Here is an 18,787-nt window from a genome sequence, read left to right as displayed (position 1 = left end):
GGTGGGGGCCGGTGGGCGGGTGCGGAGGCACCGTACCCGCCCACCTGGGTTGGTTAGCGCGTTCGGCGCGCCTGGTCGGGTACGGGTAGCGCCGGCGGTGGGGTGACCGCGGTGGACGGTGTGCTGGTGGTGGTGCGGTTGGTGGTGCTACGGGCCAGGGCCGCGCTGGTGCGGTGGTCCTCCGCGGTGGCCTTCGGTGCGGGGGCCGGGAGGCGGGTGTTGCGCCGGATACGCCAGGTCAGGACTGCGGCAGGCGAGTCGGCGCTGGCGAGTTCGCGTCGTCCGGCGGCGTGGGCGAGCAGCGCCTGCGGGTCGTGGCCTGCCTGTTCGGCTTCGGCCAGGGTGGCGGCCAGTGCCGTCCAACCGTCGTCGGCGAGGATCCGGACGGCTTGGTCGGCGGGCAGTGCCTGGCGGACCGCTGTCTCGTGCCGGTCGCGGACCGGGGCCGGGAGTTGTCGGCCTTGGGTGTCGAGCAGGGCGATCGGGCGTCCGGCGTGCCTGCCGTAGGCGGTGCGAAGATGGGCGGCTGCCGTGTGTGCGGCCTCGGCCTGGCGCTGGTGGCCTTGGGCGGCGTGCCACTTGGCGATGACGATCGCGAGCAGGACCAGGCTGGCCAGCATGGTGGCAGCAGCCGTTCCCTCCTCGCCGCTTCCGCTGGCGGGACCGCTGTAGAGGAGTTCGCGGGCGGCGGAGCGCATCGCACGGACCTCGGCGCGGGCGGCACGGGTGCGGGCGACGGTTGTGTATTCGAGGGCTCGGGCGGCCTGGTTGATCTCCTTCCTGGACAGGACGGGGCTGGTGAGGGCGAGGGTGTCGAGCACCTCGATCGCGCCGCTGACCACCGCTGCGACCTCAGCGGGGCGGGGGTCGTCATCGACTGTGGTGACAGCGTGGTCGGTGGTGGTGCTGGCCCGGTACCGGACAATGGCCGGCTGTCCCTGGGCCTTCGAGGGCGAGAGGGCGGGCTGGTCGAGGCCGATGGCGAATCGCTCGTGGATCTTGGGCAGGGTGAGGTCGGCGGCGAGCTGGCTGCCGGAGAACCACACCGGGCCGCCCGGGTCTCCGGCGGGCAGGGCGAACTTGTAGCCGTTGGCGTCGCCGGAGGGCGGGCGGCGGATCTCGAACTGGATGCCCTGCGTGCTGAGGCGGGCGAGGAACTCTTCCTGGTTGGCGGCGCCGGCCAGGGCCCGGCGCACCCCGGTTCGCAATCGGGCCCGTCCGGTCTCCTCCTGGCCCAAGCGCTCGGCCTTGCGCAGCTCAGGGCTCTTGGCGCGCTTGGGAATCGCGGCCCGGTACTCGGGTGTTCGGGTGTCGGACAGGTCCTTGAGTCGGTACTGACTTTCGATCTCGGTGAGTTCGGTCTCGGCCCGGTACTGGTCGCCGCGCAGGCGGGCCTGGGTCAGGTCGGCGCGGACCACGGTGGCGAGGATGTGGATGTGGTTGTCGCCGTGGTGCACGGCGATCCACCGGCAGCCGTCCGGGTCGCCGTCGGGGGCGATGCCGGCGGCGGCCACGATCCGGCGGGCGATGTCGCCCCACTCCTGGTCGCTCAGGTTCCGGTCGAAGGGGTCGGCGCGGACCATGCGGTGGTAGACGTGCTTGGTGATCGGCTTGCCGTAGCGCACGACGTGCAGGTCGAGGGCGTCCCGCAGCTGGGCCAGGGTGGCCTCGGGATCGCGGCCCGGGTCGGGGGCGAAGCCGTCCCAGGACGCGACGAGGTGCGGGTCGGTGTGCTCGTTGCGCCGGCCCGGACCGTACAGGTACTCCAGCGCCTTGAACGTGTTCTTGCCCGAGCGGGCAGTGGTGATCACCGGCGGCCAGCCTTCGCTATGCGCATCGCCGAGGCGTCGACCTGGGCGATGGCCCGGCTGGTTGCGGCCACCAGGTGCGTGGCCTTGTCCAGGGTGGCCTGCGCGGGACCATGCTCGATGCCGATGAAAGCGTTGAGGTGGAAGCTGATCTGGTTGAGGTTGCCGCCGACTCGGGCGAGCTGGAACCGGGTATCGCTGAGCTCCTGCACGGCCTCGTCCAGCTGCTCGTCACGGGTTACTGCGTCGGCCCCGCCGGTGGTCAGAGCCTGGCGTTCCAGGTAATCGGCCAGGTTCAGGCCGGCTTCCCGCGCGAGCCGCTTGATCTGCGCTTCGCGCTCGGCGGTGCAGCGAAAGCCGAGCTTCTTCGTCTTGGGGTTCTCGTTGTCGCGTCGGCGGCGCTTGGGACGACGCGTGCTGGCACGAGCGGCACGCTCAGCTGGGGCGAGCGCGAGCGGCTCGACGGCGGGCGTCTCCTCCTCCTTCGCCGCGCCCCCGCGGTGAAGCCCCGGTGCTGCCGCCCTCGGCAGCGCCGGCTCGTCCACGCCCTCCTGGGCGGGGGCGTTCGCGTGCGTGGCCCCATAGGGGCCCCGTACGCACTCGCTTGCTCCGCTGTTGTTGTGGAGGTGGTCAACTCCGTTGCGGTCCTGGGAGCTTACGGGCTTCCCGAGCAGGCTGTGCAGGGTTCGTCGGACGGCGTTCACGCGTGTCGTTCCTCGGTGGCGGCTGGCGATTCGGGCTGGTGAGCTTGTGGGTGGGCAGTGTCCGGGTGGTTGCCGGTTTGGCCATGCCGGAATTCGCAGGTATGGGCGGTGCGTCAGGCGCGGCCTTCCCGGGACCGAACGCCACATGGGACTGGTGTCCGCGGTGCGAGTCGAGTCCGGCCGGGTGCACTGACCGGGCGGCGGTGGCCTTCTGCCGAGTGCGGCTCTGGGTCGGCAGAAGTCGGTGTCCGGCTGACCGACAGGGCCGGTCAGCCGGCCTCGGGGTGCGGAGGGTTCTGTTCGTCGGCTTGCTCCTCGCGGAGCTTTCGCATCAGCTCGGTGAGGCGGGTACTGCCGAGCGGAAGGCCGGCTTCGCGCACGGCCTGTTCGACGATCGCGCGGGTGAGACGCCCCTCGGCAGCGACCGCCGCGCGGCCCACCTCCAGCAGCCGTTCCATCGGCGCGCCCGGCGGACGCCCGATCGGCTTGTTCTCCGCCCCGCCAGCGCCTCCGGAGGCTTCGGCCCGGGTGTCCGGGGCATCGGCCGGTTGGCCGTCAGCTTCTGCCGGTTCGGGATCGGGCAGCGCGTCGCGCCACTCGGCGGGCAGAAGTCCGGCGGCGGACAGGAGCGTCAGGAGCGCGTTCTCGTCGCTGCGGTCCTCCGCCCGTTCCGGCCGGAGCTCCGGTTCAGGGTCGGGCGAAGTCGCGGTGCGCGGAACGGCGTTCTGCTCAGCGGGAGCGCTCGCGGTGTCGTGGCCGTGGCGGGCGATCAGGATGTACAGGTGGACGGCGCCGCCGAGGGCGAGCGGGGCGAGGGTGGACAGGACACCGACAACCGTGTCGGTCAGCCTCAGCCCGCTGCCGGTGGAAGGCAGTTGGTTGAGGCGGACAGCGTGCAGGGCATTGGCCCAGACACTGGTCGCGGTCGCTCCGGCGAAGAGCGTCCAGGCGTAGGCGCGGGCGGGCCAGCGAGCCTCGCGCAGGACGAGCAGGGCCCGGACGCCGTAGGCGATGAAACCGTCGATGATGATCGGGAAGAGGTAGGTGAGCGGGCCGCGGACGTGGGTAGCGCCGGCCATCTGCCGCAGGGCGTCGTAGGACAGGACGAAACCGAGGACGCCGAGCAGGGCGACGGCGAGGCGGTCCCAGAGGGTGACCCGGACGGTCGGAGTGTGGGCAGGGGGTATCGCGATGGTGGTCAAGGGTGGTGCTCCAGGGGTGGCCTCGCCGCAGGCGGGCGTGGCGAAGCGGCGAGGCGGTGGTGGGGTGAAGTTCGGGGAGGTCGGCGCACCGGCCGGGGTGCGCTGGGCACCGGCGCCGGTCAGGCGGCAGTTCGCCTGCGGCGGTCGGTGCCGGTGAGGATGGCGCGTTCGCACATCTCGGCGAGGCGGGAGGCGGTGCGGTCGCCGAGGGCGTTCTTGATGTCGCCGGGCGCCAGGTTGGTGGTGAAGATCGTCGGGAGCAGGTGCTCGTAGCGGTGGTCGACCAGCCGCAGGGTCAGCTCCTCGGTCCACTCGGACGCCTTGGCGGCGCCGAGGTCGTCGAGGATCAGCAGCGGGCTCGCCATCAGATCGCGCATCTCCCGCTCGGTGTCCGTGCCCTGGCGGGGCCGCTGGGAGGCGTACAGCTCGGTGGCGGTGAGCTTGGTCCAGCGCAGACGCACCCCGGCCTTCAGCAGGCTGCGGATCGCCCCGTACGCCTGGTGGGTCTTGCCCGAGCCGGTGGGTCCGGCGATCAGGAGCGAGGGCCCCTGAGCGATGCCCAGGGTGCCGCCGGGGCCGGGTCGGCAGGCCAGGGTGACCTGCTGGACCCAGGTGGTGACCTCCGGGTGGTCGGCTTCGGCATGGCGGTAGCGCGGCGGGATGCGGCGGTCGGCGAGCTCCAGCGCGGTGGAGGGCTGGTCGGTGTCGGGCAGCGGCCGGTCGGGGTCGATGCCCTTGGCGGCCAGCATCCGCTCCAGGCGCAGGACGGCGCCGGAGGCCGGCTGCGGCTCGCGACGCTCGTCCGCGCGGCGGGGGTTGGGCAGGCCGGTCACAGGTCCCCCTCGTAGTAGTCGCGGGCGTCGGCCGGGTTGGCGAAGGGCCGGTACGGCGCGCGGGCAGCGCTCTGCCCGGCGCGGGTGGCCCCGGCGGGCTGGGCGTTGATCGCCTCGTGGACCATGCTCGGCAGCACGCTCGGGCTCATCGGCTTCGCCGCGTACAGCCGCAGCCCGGCACGGATGTCGTCGTCGCCGGTGCCGCCGTCGAGCAGGTCCTTGATGACCTTGCCGAGGTGCCCGCGCACGTTGGCCGGTACCGGCTTCGGGCAGCCGGCGACGTACTCGGCCACCAGGTCGCCAGCGTTCACCGACGGCTTGCCGGTGGGCGCGGCGACCAGGACCGGGCCGACCCGCTCGGGTGCTGCCGACGAGGGTGCCGGGGTGGGCGCGGCGAAGCCGCCCCCTTCAGGGGTAGATCCATGGTCCAAGGTCCATGGTCCAGGCACGACGTTCTCCGGAGCCCTCCGGAGGGACTCCGGAGAAGCCGTCTGACCTGCACTTTCGCTCGGAGCTGCCGCATCTGGCACCGGCAGGGCCGCTGCGGGGGTGGACTCGGCGTCGGCCGAGAAGGGCCGCTGGGCGGGGACGGTCTCCGCGAGGGTCGCGAGCGGTTCCGGAAGGCTCCGGAAGTTCTCCGGAGCCGGGCGCGCGCAGCCCTTGCCCTTGGCCTTGCACTTGCCGCACCAGCCCGCGGGCTCGTGGACGGGGCAGGAGGGCAGGCGCGAGGGGGTGGGGTGGGAGATCTTCTGGTGCTCGTGCCACTTGGTGGCGTGCAGGTACTGGCGCCCGTCGCAGCCGGTGTACCGGCAGATCAGGCCGGTCTCGGTGAGTTGGCGAAGCTCGTCCTCGGTGTCGAGCGCGGTGTGCTCGGGCCGCAGCGACCACAGGGCGCCGTTGAGGACGGCCGCGTTGTCGCGGTGACGTCCCTCGTCGTCGGCCTGGGTGAGCAGGCAGACGAACGTGCGCTCGGCGGTCAGGGAGACCGAGGCGAGGTCCTCCGAGACGGGGTACTCGGGCTTGATGGTGCGGATGCGCGCCATGGCCTACCACCCCGCCTTCGGGGAGAAGGCGTGCGAGACAAGGCGTGCGCTGGCGGCACGCGGCGTCGTACGCTTGGGCACGGAGATTCCTTCCCCGGTGACATTTCGGACGGCAATCCGGTCACCGCGGTCGATCGTCGTGGATGGGCGGTTAGGGGATCCGTGGAGGCCCTCGGTGTTGGTAGCACCGAGGGCCTCGGTGTAGGTGGGCGGCCCCTTCGGTGAAGCCGGTAGGTCTGGTCAACGGCCAGCCGTGCAGAGGATGTTGAAGCGACCGTCCGCTTGGCGGCGCGAGCTCGACACTATGTCGAGCCCCCTCGAAGATCCAACGCGAAGTGGCCCCATCCGCTCACGGCAGACAGGGCGGTCCGCCCGGTGTCACGAGGCTGCTCGACACGGTCTCCCGGCAGCGCTTGGGCGCGAGCCCGCTCGGCTACGCGCCGGCGCGACGGAAGGCGCCACCGCGCGAAGGTCTGGGGAACTCGGCTTCGGCTTGCAACACAGCAGGCCGGTCTTCCTGTGTAGTCATGGGCTCACCTCGTCCGGCAGGTCGGGAAGTCGGTGCCCCAATCCCTACCACGGACTTGCGGCGACACACAATCGGAGCTAATTTTGCATCCATGACACAGACCGACTGGCCGTCCAAGGTGACAGCCCGCGTCGCCGATGCTCTTCGAGCTCGGCGCAAGGAGCTCGGCCTGAGCGCCCAGGACGTCACCGACGCTTGCGCTGCGCTCGGGTACCCGATCCCGCGCACCGTGATCGCCAACCTCGAGAGCGGCCGGCGGGCGAGTGTCGATGTTGCCGAGCTCCTCGTCCTTGCGGAGGTCCTCGGAGTGCCCCCGATCACCATGCTCTTCCCTCTCGGTACCGCCCCCACCATCGAGGTGCTGCCGGGGCGGGAAGTGTCGATGTGGGACGCGGTGGCCTGGGTGACTGGTGAGTCGCGGGAGGAGGCGATGAAGACGCCCACGCAGACCGTGCTCAACATGTTCCGCGAACACGGCATCCTCGTCTCGGTCGCGATGCTCAGCCGCGAGCTGGGCGAGGAGAAGCGCCGCGAGGCGGCCCTGGCCAGAGATCCCGAGCACCGAGCGAAGTTCCTCGACATGGTCGCCGAGCTCGACAGGATTCACGCACGAGACATCCAGTCGCTCCGCAACTGGCGTGCTCGCATGCGCGAACTGGAGGTCGTGCCTCCCGCGCTGCCTGATGAATTCGCCTACCTGGAGTCCTCGGAGACCGCCCAGTAACCAGCCCGTTCCGGGCCGACCGCCCGAGCACCCCTCGGCCGTCGCCGTGCCATTTGGTGCGGCCGGAATCCAGAGCTACTGTCACACCCCACTGCGGCTACCAACCGCGTGAAATGCCCATCCACGACGATCAACCACGGTGCCGGGTTGCCGCCCACCAACCACCGGGGAAGGAACCGCGTGCTGTCCACGCGTCGCCATGCCGTCGGCCAGACTGCCACTGGCCCCGCGCGGGCCGAGGTCATTCTCGGCCGTCTCGCCGTACCTGCCATGCCCGCCGCGAGCGCGGCCCACAGACCGATCTGACGGTCCATCCACGCTGTCGCCGGTGACCACGTCCCGGTGCCGCCTTCGGGCCGACAGCTTCTTCCCAGTCACCCGCCGCCCCGCACCGAGGCCGGTCGGGACTTCTCTTCTGTTCCCGGCAGAGGCGTCCAGTCGCCAAACCTTCGCCCCTGCCGGGCCAGATCCCTCCGCACCTGGGCGCTCGCGCGCCCGCCAACTGAAGGGTCCTGTCCCTAGCATGGCACTCTCGATCGTTGCTTCGCCGAAGGTCCCGGCGCCGCCGTCGCTCACCTCCGCCGAAGCCGCCGGCTCGCTCGGCGGTCCGGTCCTCGTCTCCGCACCTGTCGCCGCTCCGGCCGGGGCGGCCGACCCCATGGCCCCTCACGAGCAGCTCCTGCTCACCATCCCGGACGTCATGGCTCAGCTCCAGCTCGGCCGCTCCACCGTCTACGACCTCATCCGCACCTGCCGCCTCCCCTCGGTCACCATCGGCCGCTCCCGCCGCGTCCCGGCCGCCGCCGTCCGTACGTTCGTCGCCGAGCTCGCGGAGGTGGCGGCCTGATGGCCAAGCGCAACCCCAACGGCGCGGGCAGCATCACCCTGCGCAAGGACGGCCGATACCACGGCCGCGCCTACGTCATCACCACCTCCGGCCTCCGCAAGCGGGTCTCCATCTACGGCAAGACCTGGGACGAGGTCCACAACGCCCTCGTCGAGCTGCAGGCCGACGCCATCAACGGCATCCCGCTGCCCGACACCGACTCCAACGTCGGTCAGTACCTCAACTACTGGCTTGCCGAGGAGGTCCTGCCCAACCGTCGGCCCAAGACCTACCAGGGCTACGAGAGCGTGGTCCGCGTCCATCTCATACCCGGCCTCGGTACCAAGCGGCTGCGCGACCTGCGGGCCCAGGAGGTCCGGGTCTGGCTGAACCGGGTGCGCGCCGAGTGCCAGTGCTGCAAGGGCGGCTGGGACGCGCAGCGGCCCAAGCCGATCTGCTGTGCCGCAGGCGAGTGCTGCAAGCGGCTGCTGTCCGCGCGGATGATCCAGTCCGTGCACGCCGTGCTCCGCAACGCGCTGGAGCACGCCGTCCGAGAGGAGCTGATCCACAAGAACGTGGCCAAGCTCGTGAAGGTCCCCGCGCCCGACTACCGGATCGGCAAGGGCCTGACCACCGCTCAGGCCAAGCTCGTGCTCAAGGAGCTGAGTGGCCACCGCCTGCACACCCTCTACGTGCTCGCGCTGATGCTCGGCATGCGCCGGGGCGAGCTGCTCGGCCTTCGCTGGAGCTCCATCGACCTGGAGCGCGGCACCCTCACGGTGAGCACCAACCTCCAGCGGGTCGACGGCGAGTTGCGGCTCGTCCTGCCGAAGACGCTGTCCTCCGAGCGCACCCTGCCGCTGCCCGCGCCGGTCCTCGCCGCCCTGGTGGACCACCGCGATCGTCAGGCCGTCGAGCGGGCCTCCGCCGGCATGGACTGGCAGGAGAACGACCTCGTCTTCCCGTCCCGGATCGGCACCCCGTACGAGCCGGACAACCTGCGCCGCAGCTGGCACGCGGTCCGCGGTCGCCTCGGCCTGGACGACCTCCGCTTCCACGACCTTCGCCACACCTGCATCACCTTGCTGCTCGACCTCGGTGTGCCTCCGCACATCGTCCGGGAGATCGCCGGCCACAGCGACGTCGGCGTGACCATGAAGGTCTACGCGCACGCCTCCCTCGCCGAGCGCCTCAAGGCCCTGAGCCGCCTCGGGGAGGCGCTCTCCTAGCCATACCCTGTGCCCGGCAGGACCCGTCAGCAGACGGGTCCTGCCGGGCACAGGTCGGTCACGACCACTCCGGTGCAGGTCGGAGCGACTCCGTCACGGCCCCGCAAGAGCCCGTTCGACAGTGCTGATCGGGATGCGCTCCTGTTCGAGGCGAAGGCGCGGCTGGTAGGTACCCATTCGCAGATCCCGTTCCAGTTCGCTCTCGTCCGGCGTGAGATGGTCGGGCGTTTCGATGGTCTGGGTCTTCTCCTCGCCCCAGTGCGACTTGTGGGTCAACAGAGTGCTCCGATCCATGAGTAGCGATCGGGTGTGCGGGAAATGGCGGCGGACCTGGCTCAGGATGGCGAAGCCGTGCGTGTCGATGTCCCCCCAGTACCTGAGATCGACGTCGGCAAGCCACGGCAGATGGCGCAGGAGTGTGGCGGCGTAGCCGGAGCCGAGGATGGCGATGGCATTCGGCACGGGAGGAAGCGACAGGTAGGTGATCTCGTTTTCGAGCACGAAGACGCGGCGGACGCCGGAGGGCTGGGCGGTCAGCTCATCGGCCCGAACGATGAGTTCGCTGAATGGGCCCGGCTGGTCGGCTAGGTAGCGCAGCCGTACATAGACGGGCTTGCTGAGGAAGCCGTAGCGCGCGGCGAAATCCGTCCTTGGCGCGTCGGCATTGATCCGGCTCGCGGGCAGGACGACGTCGAGGATCTCGCTGAGGAGCCCCTTGTTGGTCTCGATGAACTTGGTGTCGACGCCCGGGATGTCGATCTGCCGCAAGTAGATCGGGTTGGTGACGTGGTCGCGGATCCAGCAGACAGTGTCGACGACGCGCTGCCAGTGGGCATGGGCTTGGAGGACCTTCATGGGGTGAGTGGCCATCCACTGGGCGAGGTCCTGATCGTGGTCGATTGCCCGGGAGTGAAGGGTGTGGAACAGGTCGACCTGCGTGTCGACGCTGAGAAGGGCCCAGAGGTTCTCGCGGGTGTCGATCCAGGCCCGGTCAGGGATGGTATTCGTCGGAGTGTTTCCGCGTCCTCTGACGGTCTTGGTCTGGATGCGCAGGTGGGGATGTCGGCTGGCGGCCCAGGACTGGGCCCAGGCCAGCGCCTTGTCGAAATGGCTGATGACGTCGGCTGCGGCAGGGCCTTTGAGTGGAATACGGATGGGCTCGAACGGAAGTCCTTGGGCGGCTTCGGTGAGGAACCGGCCGCCGTCCCATTTACGACGGAGTACTTCGACGACCTGGTCCGGGGTCGTCCACTGGGTTCGGGTCACTGCTGGGCCTCGGAGTGAGGAGCCGGCTGGCGGGACGATTTGTGGGCGCGGAACTCCTCGATGGTGAGCGTGGTCAGCCGCGAACGGATCTTGTCGGGACGGTCGACGTAGCCGACGCGCGTGACGTGGGGCTCGATGACGTGCAGCTTCTGCAAAGGGGTGACCACGAGGAGTTGGAGTCCGAGGCGGTGGAAGAGGTCCAAGGCGAAGTGGGCCGAGGCGTCGTCTCCCCGTCCGAACGCTTCGTCGATGACGACGAAGTGGAACGTCTTGGGCTTCTTGGCCTGCGGGTCGATGCGGAACTGGTAGGCGAGCGAAGCGGCGAGGATGGTGTAGGCGAGCTTTTCCTTCTGCCCGCCGGACTTGCCGCCGGAGTCGGAGTAGACCTCGTGCTCGGCACCGTCGGCCCGGCTGTGCTCGCTCGCCGAGAAGGTGAACCAGCGACGTACGTCGGTGACGCGGGCTGTCCAGTCGGCGTCCATACGGGTGTGCTCCGGCCGGCCCTTGAAGCGGTCGAGGAGTCGCTTCACTTGAAGGAATTTCTCCTCGGTGTAAGCGTCGTCGGTCTCGGTGGCCAGCACATCGCTCGTGCACTCGCGAAGGCTCTGGCGGAAGTCGCGGATCTCCACATTGGTGGTGGGCGCGGCGTTGAGCCGGACGTACCGGCCGGGGTTGTAGTCGATGCCCGCCAGCGAGGTGTTGATGAGCTCGATACGCTCGCTGATCTCCTGTTCCTGCTTGAGGAGGTTGGCCTGGAAGGACGCGATGTCTCGAATGACGTTGGTGCGCAGGTACAGCAGGAACTGGGCCTCGAATCGCGGTAGGTCGTCGCTGACCAGTTGGCTGTGGAGCGCGCGATATCCGGCTGCGGACTCCAGGGAAGCGTCGAGATCGTTTGTGTACTGGGGGTAGGTGCTTCGGAATGCTGTCATCTTCGAGGTGGCCTGGCTCGCAGCGCGCCGAAGGGCGTCGCTTCGCCCATCGAGATCACGACTCAGCTTTGCCGGGGCCTCGGTCTCTGCCGTCTTCAGCAGGTCCAAGTGGACTTGTACGTCTGCGACCGGGGACGGCAGGAAGAGCCTCAGCGCGCTCTCGTGCTTGGCGACCGCTTCGACGTCGGCCCGTTCAATGGAACCCTCGGCCTGCTTCAGCTGAGATGCGACGTCCTCGCTGTCACGTCGAAGGCCACCAAGTGCCTCCAGGCCAGTGCGCACGAGCTTGTCGTAGTGGCTGATACTGGCGTTGGTGTCTTTCAGCTCGGCTGTGAGCCTGTCCAGGCCGGCCTCCGCCACAAGCGCCTTCTTCTGCGTCTCGGCCTGCTCAAGTTCAGTGACACACGCCTGCCAGTCGAGTTCAACGTACTCGCTGATGTTGGCGAGGAGCGTCACGGCCGAGCTGATCCTCTCGCGACCCTTCTGCTGTTCTTTCAGCTCTGCTGTGCGGGTGGTGATCGCCGCGCTCTCCTTGGTCAAGCTGGCCGCTTCCGCAAGGAGCGCCTCCAGCTTGGCCTGGTTGGACCAGCCGAGCACCCAGGAGCTGCGATCGTCGATGCGGGAGGCGTCGTTCTTCTCGTGGCGACCACCCCCGCCCTTGACCAGACCTTGCCTCGTGACCGCGGGGCGAGAGGAACGGGTGAATGTGTCCAGATCCGCAGCACACAGGTAGTCGGCTCGGTTCCGCAGTTGCATGGCGAGCCAGTCGTGGGCCCAGCAGTCGTCTTTGAGTTCGAGCTTGCCCAGAAGCAGGTCGCGATCGTTCGGCAGTTCCTGTGCCGGTGTGTGGGCCGGGACCTTGTAGTACACCAGCCGCAATCCCAGGTGTCTGCCGTTCACCCAGGCCGAGGCCTTCTCGTAGTGGACTTCGGGTACGAGGAGGGACAGGGCGAAGCCGCGCAGGACACGCTCGGCGGCGCCAGCCCATGCCGCCTCGTCATCGCGGACCTGGATGAGCTCACCGGCAAAGGGAAGTTCGTCGGCGACGACCTCAAGAGCGGCGGCGAGGTCCTGGCGCAGGCTCAGCAGCCGCGAGGGGATGCTGGAGCGCTGACTCTGCAGGCTGGTGATCTCCCTCCGGAGGTCCTGCGTTGCCGTGTTGTTCTTGTCCCGCTGCACGGCAAGGGCATCGAGTTCCTCGCGGGCTTGCTGCTCCTGCTGCTCGATCCGAGCTCGGACCTGGGCGATCTGGTCGGAGCGTTCACGGAACGACACCGCATCCGTGACGGGTGCCAGGCTGGCTTGACCAAGCCAGCCGTCGTACTTGGAAGCCTGGTCGCGACGCCGCTCGCGGTCGCGGCCAAGTTCCTTGATCCGGGCATCCAGTTCCACCAACTTCTCGCCGCCGGCGCCGTCGATGCGGCGGCGCAAGGTGTCAGCGGAGTCGCGGAGCCGCTCCAGTTCCGACTCACGGCCCGTCTGCTGATCGGCGAGCTCGGTGATCCGCGACTTCAGGTCCTGGCTGAGTAGGTCCAGAAGCCGGCGTCGATGTTGGGCGAAGAACACGGGTAGGACCTCACGGCGCTGCTGCAGCATCGTGATGTCTCGCTGGATGCCGTCGCACCGGTCGCAGGCATCCACGATCGGCCCGAGCCCGTCGATCATCTCCCTGGCCCGGACCACCTCGGCGTGGCTGGCGGTCAGCGCGTCGAAGTGCGCGACGATCTTGTCGACCGCTGCTCGTGCGTCGAAGGGCTCGAGCATCCGGTCTCGCACGAACTCGTCGAGGCTCCCGACGGCCTTCATCGAGACGGTTTGGTGGAACAGGTCGAGAGCCTGATCACTGGGGATACCGAGGCTGCGACGCAGGGCCTTTCCGTACTGCGGGTAGTGGCCATAGACCGTCGCCTTCCTCTGCTTCAGGCGTCGGCGCAGGTCCGCGATGTCGGTGCCGAAGCCGGTGAAGTCGGCGTCGATGGACATCGGGGTGTCGGCCGTGACGTAGAACCGGTCGGGTTGCCCGGTGTTGGCGTCGGGAACCCAGAAGACCTGAGCGAGTGTGACGTGGGTATCGAGCACGTAGTTACTGAACACGCCAAGGATCACGCTGTACGAGGAGGCGTTGCGCAGCCCGACCGGACGGGTGCTGTTGGTCGCCTCGACACGCTCGTTCTTGTAGTGGCCCAGCACGTACGAGCGCAGATCCCGCTCCTTCGCTTCGGCGCCTGCGGCCTTGTTGTACGCGATCTTGTGAGCTGGGAGCAGCAGGGTGGTCATCGCGTCCACCAGTGTCGACTTGCCGGATCCGACGCCGCCCGTCAACAGAGCGCTTCGCCCGTCGATGGTGAAAGACCAGATGCTGCGGTGGAACGTCCCCCAGTTCAGCACCTCCAGGCGGGTGAGCCGGAAGCCGGGGCCGATGCCGAGGGTGTCGTCGCTTGGACCTGACTGCTTCGGGATGAGGGGCAGTTCCGAGGAGATGAGGCTCATTCGTTGTCCTCCGGCGTCGCGATGGTGCTGCGGTAGGTGGCGAGCAGCTCGTTGAAGTCGTTGAGAACCTGGGCGTCCACGAGGGCCTTGATGTGGCGCCGTACCTCGAACAGGCCCGGCTGCTTGGTCTGACGGAGCACCTTGAGCTCGCACAACTTCTTGATGTTGCTGTCGATCTGGTCGACCAGGTGTGCCTCGTTGCTGCGAGGAGGGAGGAAACTACGGACCATTTCCACGAGGTCGTCACGAGTCAGAAGAAGACGGGGGTCCGATGAGGTGGCATCGCTCTCCGCCAGTCGCCCACGCAGGAGGGCGAGCATCAAGCTGACGGGGAAAGAGAGCCGGTGGCGTGTCACCAACCGGGGTACGGCCGCGCCGTCATCGCGGGTATCCGGGTCGAGCTGGCGCGTGTAGGCATAGCCTTCGGCACGGTCGACCACGACGTCCAGGCCGATCACACGCAGGTAGTCACCGATGGCTGCTTGGTGGGCTGTGAGCTGGTCCCAGATCGCGGGCACGTCGCTCTGGTAGAGCACGCCTGCCTTCAGCAGGTTCACGATGGGTACGGTCAGAGCGTCATTCATGCCTGCTCTACCTCTCCGGCGGTCACGCCGCCCTCGTTGAGCACGAACGTCACCTGCGGGACGGTGGCCATGGAGTGCCCTGGAGAGTGGACTCGCTCGTAGACCAGGTCGTGGGTGTGGCTGGGGTCGATCACGATGTCCAGGCCCACCTGGTCCAGTTGGAAGTACGCCAGCAGTTCCGCGAGTCCCAGGGTCAACGGGTACTTTTCGACGACGGTGGGCAGGTTCGCCTGACCACTCGGGCTGGCCTGGATCAGCTCCAGTACCTGCGCGACCAAGGCCTCGTGGTCCACATGGACGCCGGCAAACAGTTCGGAGACATCCACCTCAGAGTCGTCGAACGCTTCGACGGCAGTGCTGTCCAGCTCCACCCGTTCGACCGGCATGTACAGCCGGCGCTCCATCGGCAGAGCCAGCTCCACTTGGGGGACCTCCAGCTCGATGCCGGGAAGATCACTTCGGCCGTCGAGGGCTGCCACGTGGCGCTGCACAGAGCGAACCAGCGCCACGACCCTGCGGTCCTCCTCGCGGCCATGGTCGGCCAGGAATCGGCGGAGCTGCTCGGTGAGCTGCCGCACTGTGTCCTGAGTGCTCTCCGCCGCTTCCAGCCATGCGAATGGGATCTTCAGCAGGTTCCTGTTGGCTCTGCCGCCCAACTGCGGCAACTGGTGTACCTGCTCCAGGAGGCCTCGTAGCTCTTCCTGGCGTTGAGGGGAGAGGAGGTGATCGAAGAACGCCTGGAAGCTGCGGCCCTGATCGGATTCGGCGATCATCTCCCGGTCCATGAGGAATGAGGCCAGGAGCTCGCCCTTGCTTCCCTCCGCGGTTGCCACGTCCTGACGAAGCCGCCGATCCAGTTCCCTCAGATTCGCCTCGACCTCCCGGAAGTCCCGCAGCAACTCGACCGCCGTGTTTTCGACCTGCTGGTAGCGGTCCAGCAGGGCCACCGGGGACAGGAGATCGACTTCGCCCGCGAGGAGCTGCGCGATCTGCTCATCGATCCGATCACGTTCGCGACGGAGTTTGTCGATACGCGCCTGCGGATCGGTCTCGGTGCCGAATGTCATCTGCCGCAGCAGGGCGACGATGGTGCTCAGCCGTGACTCGGTGCCGATGAAGGAACGAGCGGGCAACCCCCGGACCCAGGCGACGGCCTTCTCCAGGGCGCTGGTCGCGTCGAAATGGGCCTCGTCCTCGTCGGGCGGGTAGTACTTACGCAGCCAGCCACTGTTGGTCCACTCCGTCAGATATGCGGCGGCAGGGCGTGGGAATGAGCCCATTCCCCGTTCGTTGAGGTCATACAGCTGATCGTCCAGGCGGGAGACCAGCACGTTCTCGGGTACGCCTCGCACGTTCTCATCGACGAAGACCGTGCCGCAGAACCCCAGCACCAGCGGGGCGTTCTCCGCCCGCAGCAGCCGCCATGCCGGATGGTCGAGTAGACCAGTGACGTCATCGAATTCCATGCAAGCCCCACCCTGGATCGCACGCGTTCGGCACGCCCGCCTACGGAAGGCGGGCAGCGCCCACCTTAGAAGGGGCCACCGACAAAAAGCAGAAAGCGAATATATTTTCGAATTCATGCCACTGGGGGTGAACGCGGCATTCTGAACGGGAGCGCGTGTTCGCGGTTCTCTCGGCCGGCTGCAGCCGTGACCCGTTTGCCCTGGTCGCAGGCGAGGGATGGTTGCTGCTCTTGCACCCTGCCTGCTCCGGGATTGGCCGGACTCGGGCTGGAGGCGTGTGTGCCTCCGGGGATGCCGACGGCGGGACCCTGGCGGACCCCGGATGTGATGCACATCACTTGATGTCGATCATCGGATGCCCGAGGACGAGCGGCCCGGGTTCGCCACGATTCGGGGCCGTTGGCGTCAGCGTTGGCGTCAACCGGCACGAAAATGCCCCCGAAGCGAGCTGCTTCGAGGGCATCGTGCCTGGTCAGGCGATGTGGCCAGGGCCGGGGTCGAACCGGCGACCTTCCGCTTTTCAGGCGGACGCTCGTACCAACTGAGCTACCTGGCCGTACTGCACCGTCTCTTGCGAGACGAGCGATCCCGACGGGACTTGAACCCGCGACCTCCACCTTGACAGGGTGGCGAGCTAACCAACTGCTCCACGGGACCTTGTAGTGGCGAACCACTAAGGTCTTGCGGCACTGCACTGTACTACGGTACTGCCTTGGTACTGCGTGCCCCCAACGGGATTCGAACCCGTGCTACCGCCTTGAAAGGGCGGCGTCCTGGGCCACTAGACGATGAGGGCTTGCGGCCTGTCCCGCCGTTTCCGGCGTCTCGGGGACGTCGAGAAGCATATGGGATGCCGGGCGGATCGCCAAAACGGGTTTCGGCCGGTCGGGAGCCGGGCCCGCGGGGCCGGGGCCCGGGCGGGGTGCGGCGCCCGGCTCAGGACCAGCCGAGCTCGTCGAGCTCGTGGTCGTCGAAGCCGAAGTGGTGGGCGACCTCGTGGATGACGGTGGTGCGGACCTCCTCGACGACCTGCTCGCGGGTCTCGCAGTGCCGCAGGGTGGGGCCGCGGTAGATCAGGATGCGGTCGGGCAGGACGCCGGCGTACCACTCGCCGCGCTCGGTGAGCGGGGTGCCCTCGTAGAGGCCGAGGAGCTCCGGGTCGCCGGGGTCGGGTTCGTCCTCGACGAAGATCGCGACGTTGTCCATCATCGCCGCGAGCTGCGGGGGGATCTGGTCGAGGGCGTCGGCGACCAGCGTCTCGAAGTCGTCCCGGGTCATCTCCACCGGATCATTGTCGGGTCTGGGGTGACGGTGTGCCAGGCAGCGGAGGCCGGTGTTTGATGGGGTGGTGACGACCTCGGAGGACGCGGTGGAGGACGCCGTGACCGGCGCTGCGGAGACCGGCGCCGCCGACCGCCCGGCGCGCCCGGCGCGGCCGCCGGTGCTGCGCGGACAGGGGCCGGCCGTGGCGGTGGTCGCGGCCGGCGGGGCGATCGGCGCGGTGGCGCGGTACGCGGCCGGGCTGGGCTGGGAGACCGGGTCGACGGCCTTCCCGTGGACGACGCTGCTGATCAACGTGGTCGGCTGCGCGGTGATCGGGGTGTTCCTGGTGGCGATCACCGAGGGGCGCCCGGCGCACCCGCTGCTGCGGCCGTTCTTCGGCACCGGCGTGCTGGGCGGCTTCACCACCTTCTCGACGTACGCGGTGGACGTCCGGCGGCTGCTGGAGGCGGGCCGGCTCGGGCCCGGGCTGGCGTACCTCGGGCTGACCCTGGCGGCCGCGATGGGCGCGGTGTGGACGGCGGCGGTGCTGACCAGGCGTCTGATCCACCGCCCGGCCGGGTCCGTGCGAGGCGGTGCCCGGTGAGCCGGCTGAGCGGCCCGGCGCTGCGGCTGACGGTGCTGGTGGGCGAGAGCGACACCTGGCACCACCGCCCGCTGTACAGCGAGATCGTGCACCGGGCGCGGGCGGCCGGCCTGGCCGGGGCGAGCGTGTTCCGGGGGATCGAGGGCTTCGGCGCCTCCTCGCTGGTGCACACGGCGCGGCTGCTGTCGCTGAGCGAGGACCTGCCGGTGGCGGTGCTGGTCGTGGACGAGGAGGAGCGGGTGCGGGCGTTCCTGCCGCAGTTGGAGGAACTGGTCGCGGAGGGGCTGGTGCTGCTCGACCGGTGCGAGGTGGTCCGGTACGCGGGCCGGGGTGTCGGCGGGAGCGCGTCCGGGGCCGGGGGAGCCGAGTGAACTGGCTGCTGGTGGTGGCGGGAGCGGTGGTCGGCGCGCCGCTGCGGTACCTGACCGACCGGGCGGTGCAATCCCGGCGCGACTCGGTGTTCCCGTGGGGGACGTTCACGGTGAACGTGTTCGGCTGCCTGGTGCTCGGGCTGGTGGCGGGCGCGGTGACGGCCGGCGCGGCCTCCTCGCACGTCCAACTCCTGGTCGGGACGGGCTTCTGCGGGGCGCTGACGACGTACTCGACGTTCTCGTACGAGACGCTGCGGCTGGCCGAGTCCGGCGCCGGGCGGTACGCGGTGGCGAACGTCGCGAGCAGCCTGGTGGCGGGCCTGGCGGCGGTGTACGCGGGGGCGGGGCTGGCCTCGGCGCTCTGGGGCTGAGCGCCCCGGGGGGCTGTCGCCGAGCGGCCTTCCGCCGCGCCCGCGGGTGCGGCGCCCGTGTCCCGCCGGGGTGGGCGCGCGTTGGGCACCGGAAGCGGCCGCGCGCCAGGAGCGGCCCGGGCGGGGCGGTGGAGAGGGAACGCGGTGGCTTCGGTGCGTACGGTGCGGGTGGTGCGGGCGGCGGCGGTGCTGGCGGTGGCCGGGCTGGGGCTGACCGGGTGCATGTCGGTCGGTTCGGCGGCCGAGGAGAAGCACGGCGTGGCGCCGGTCGGGCAGGTCGGCCCGGCGGGCAAGCCGGGGGCGACGGGCGGTCCCTCGGCCTCGCCGGGGGCCGGGCGCCCCGGCGGTGCGGCCGGGCGCGCGGAGCACCAGGGGGGCTTGCAGGCGGAGAACGCGCCGGGCGGCGGTGCGGCCAGCGCGCCGGGGGAGCCCGCGCCGGGCGCGAACGGCGCGGTGGCCGGCGTGGTCCCGGTGCCGGGGGCGGGCAGCCCGGAGGGCGCGCCGGGCGGAAGCGGTGCGGCGGGCGGCGCGAACGCCAGCCC

16 protein-coding genes, 3 tRNA genes and 1 pseudogene are annotated in these 18,787 nt (G+C 69.5%); 7 read left to right on the top strand and 13 right to left on the bottom strand.

Annotation, left to right across the window (positions count from 1 at the left end):
* Positions 1-53: 53 nt before the first annotated feature.
* From VM95_RS34530 to VM95_RS34510, 5 genes are all read right to left on the bottom strand, one after another.
* The gene (locus tag VM95_RS34530; protein WP_045704526.1) at positions 54-1,811 is read right to left on the bottom strand and encodes a relaxase family protein; all 1,758 of its coding nucleotides are present in this window, start codon (positions 1,809-1,811) and stop codon (positions 54-56) included.
* On the bottom strand, positions 1,808-2,353 hold the full coding sequence (locus VM95_RS34525; RefSeq protein WP_045704524.1) for a plasmid mobilization protein: 546 nt from the start codon (positions 2,351-2,353) through the stop codon (positions 1,808-1,810). Before VM95_RS34525 ends, VM95_RS34530 begins: the two co-directional genes overlap by 4 nt.
* 428 nt (positions 2,354-2,781) lie before the next feature.
* Positions 2,782-3,714, bottom strand: a complete 933-nt coding sequence (locus VM95_RS34520; protein ID WP_045704522.1) for a DUF2637 domain-containing protein — start codon at positions 3,712-3,714, stop codon at positions 2,782-2,784.
* 119 nt (positions 3,715-3,833) lie between these two features.
* On the bottom strand, positions 3,834-4,463 hold the full coding sequence (locus VM95_RS34515; RefSeq protein WP_045704535.1) for an ATP-binding protein: 630 nt from the start codon (positions 4,461-4,463) through the stop codon (positions 3,834-3,836).
* 80 nt (positions 4,464-4,543) lie between these two features.
* Complete coding sequence (locus tag VM95_RS34510; RefSeq protein WP_045704520.1) at positions 4,544-5,590, bottom strand: hypothetical protein; 1,047 nt, start codon at positions 5,588-5,590, stop codon at positions 4,544-4,546.
* 620 nt (positions 5,591-6,210) lie between these two features.
* On the opposite strand from VM95_RS34510, the gene VM95_RS34505 reads away from it, so the two are divergent.
* The 3 genes from VM95_RS34505 to VM95_RS34495 all read left to right on the top strand — a co-directional run bounded on the left by VM95_RS34505 (position 6,211) and on the right by VM95_RS34495 (position 8,898).
* Complete coding sequence (locus VM95_RS34505) at positions 6,211-6,843, top strand: helix-turn-helix domain-containing protein (RefSeq protein ID WP_045704518.1); 633 nt, start codon at positions 6,211-6,213, stop codon at positions 6,841-6,843.
* 658 nt (positions 6,844-7,501) lie between these two features.
* Positions 7,502-7,690, top strand: a complete 189-nt coding sequence (locus VM95_RS34500; protein WP_045704533.1) for a helix-turn-helix transcriptional regulator — start codon at positions 7,502-7,504, stop codon at positions 7,688-7,690.
* Positions 7,690-8,898, top strand: coding sequence for a tyrosine-type recombinase/integrase (locus tag VM95_RS34495; RefSeq protein ID WP_045704516.1), 1,209 nt, complete (start codon positions 7,690-7,692; stop codon positions 8,896-8,898). Before VM95_RS34500 ends, VM95_RS34495 begins: the two co-directional genes overlap by 1 nt.
* A gap of 93 nt (positions 8,899-8,991) precedes the next feature.
* Here the strand turns inward: VM95_RS34495 and VM95_RS34490 are convergent, their stop codons facing one another.
* The 8 genes from VM95_RS34490 to VM95_RS34455 all read right to left on the bottom strand — a co-directional run bounded on the left by VM95_RS34490 (position 8,992) and on the right by VM95_RS34455 (position 16,914).
* Positions 8,992-10,164 carry a Wadjet anti-phage system protein JetD domain-containing protein gene (locus VM95_RS34490; RefSeq protein WP_045704515.1) on the bottom strand — a complete coding sequence of 391 codons (1,173 nt, stop codon included), beginning with the start codon at positions 10,162-10,164 and terminating at the stop codon, positions 8,992-8,994.
* Positions 10,161-13,586: an ATP-binding protein gene (locus VM95_RS34485; RefSeq protein ID WP_052707752.1), complete on the bottom strand. Its 3,426-nt coding sequence runs from the start codon at positions 13,584-13,586 to the stop codon at positions 10,161-10,163. The genes VM95_RS34490 and VM95_RS34485 overlap by 4 nt, the downstream gene beginning before the upstream one ends.
* On the bottom strand, positions 13,583-14,143 hold the full coding sequence (locus VM95_RS34480) for a DUF4194 domain-containing protein (RefSeq protein ID WP_244179063.1): 561 nt from the start codon (positions 14,141-14,143) through the stop codon (positions 13,583-13,585). The genes VM95_RS34485 and VM95_RS34480 overlap by 4 nt, the downstream gene beginning before the upstream one ends.
* A gap of 23 nt (positions 14,144-14,166) precedes the next feature.
* Positions 14,167-15,636 (bottom strand): DUF3375 domain-containing protein, encoded by a 1,470-nt coding sequence (locus VM95_RS34475; protein WP_045704511.1) that lies wholly within the window; start codon positions 15,634-15,636, stop codon positions 14,167-14,169.
* A 482-nt stretch (positions 15,637-16,118) separates the two neighbouring features.
* Positions 16,119-16,192, bottom strand: a tRNA-Phe gene (locus VM95_RS34470).
* A 27-nt stretch (positions 16,193-16,219) separates the two neighbouring features.
* Positions 16,220-16,293 (bottom strand) — tRNA-Asp (locus tag VM95_RS34465).
* 66 nt (positions 16,294-16,359) lie between these two features.
* Positions 16,360-16,432: transfer RNA gene (locus tag VM95_RS34460), tRNA-Glu, on the bottom strand.
* 140 nt (positions 16,433-16,572) lie between these two features.
* Positions 16,573-16,914: a metallopeptidase family protein gene (locus VM95_RS34455; RefSeq protein ID WP_045704509.1), complete on the bottom strand. Its 342-nt coding sequence runs from the start codon at positions 16,912-16,914 to the stop codon at positions 16,573-16,575.
* A 67-nt stretch (positions 16,915-16,981) separates the two neighbouring features.
* On the opposite strand from VM95_RS34455, the gene crcB (VM95_RS34450) reads away from it, so the two are divergent.
* The 4 genes and pseudogenes from crcB (VM95_RS34450) to VM95_RS39410 all read left to right on the top strand — a co-directional run.
* On the top strand, positions 16,982-17,503 hold the full coding sequence (gene crcB / locus VM95_RS34450) for a fluoride efflux transporter CrcB (protein ID WP_078860996.1): 522 nt from the start codon (positions 16,982-16,984) through the stop codon (positions 17,501-17,503).
* Positions 17,500-17,874 carry a DUF190 domain-containing protein gene (locus VM95_RS34445; protein WP_045704507.1) on the top strand — a complete coding sequence of 125 codons (375 nt, stop codon included), beginning with the start codon at positions 17,500-17,502 and terminating at the stop codon, positions 17,872-17,874. Before crcB (VM95_RS34450) ends, VM95_RS34445 begins: the two co-directional genes overlap by 4 nt.
* Entirely contained in the window at positions 17,871-18,245 is a 375-nt protein-coding gene (gene crcB, locus VM95_RS34440; RefSeq protein WP_045704505.1) for a fluoride efflux transporter CrcB, read from the top strand. The genes VM95_RS34445 and crcB (VM95_RS34440) overlap by 4 nt, the downstream gene beginning before the upstream one ends.
* 144 nt (positions 18,246-18,389) lie before the next feature.
* Positions 18,390-18,787: pseudogene (locus tag VM95_RS39410) on the top strand (hypothetical protein); the annotation flags it as partial.

The organism is Streptomyces rubellomurinus (genome assembly GCF_000961885.1).
GTDB lineage: Bacteria > Actinomycetota > Actinomycetes > Streptomycetales > Streptomycetaceae > Kitasatospora > Kitasatospora rubellomurina.
This window is presented reverse-complemented; position numbering and strand designations above follow the sequence as displayed.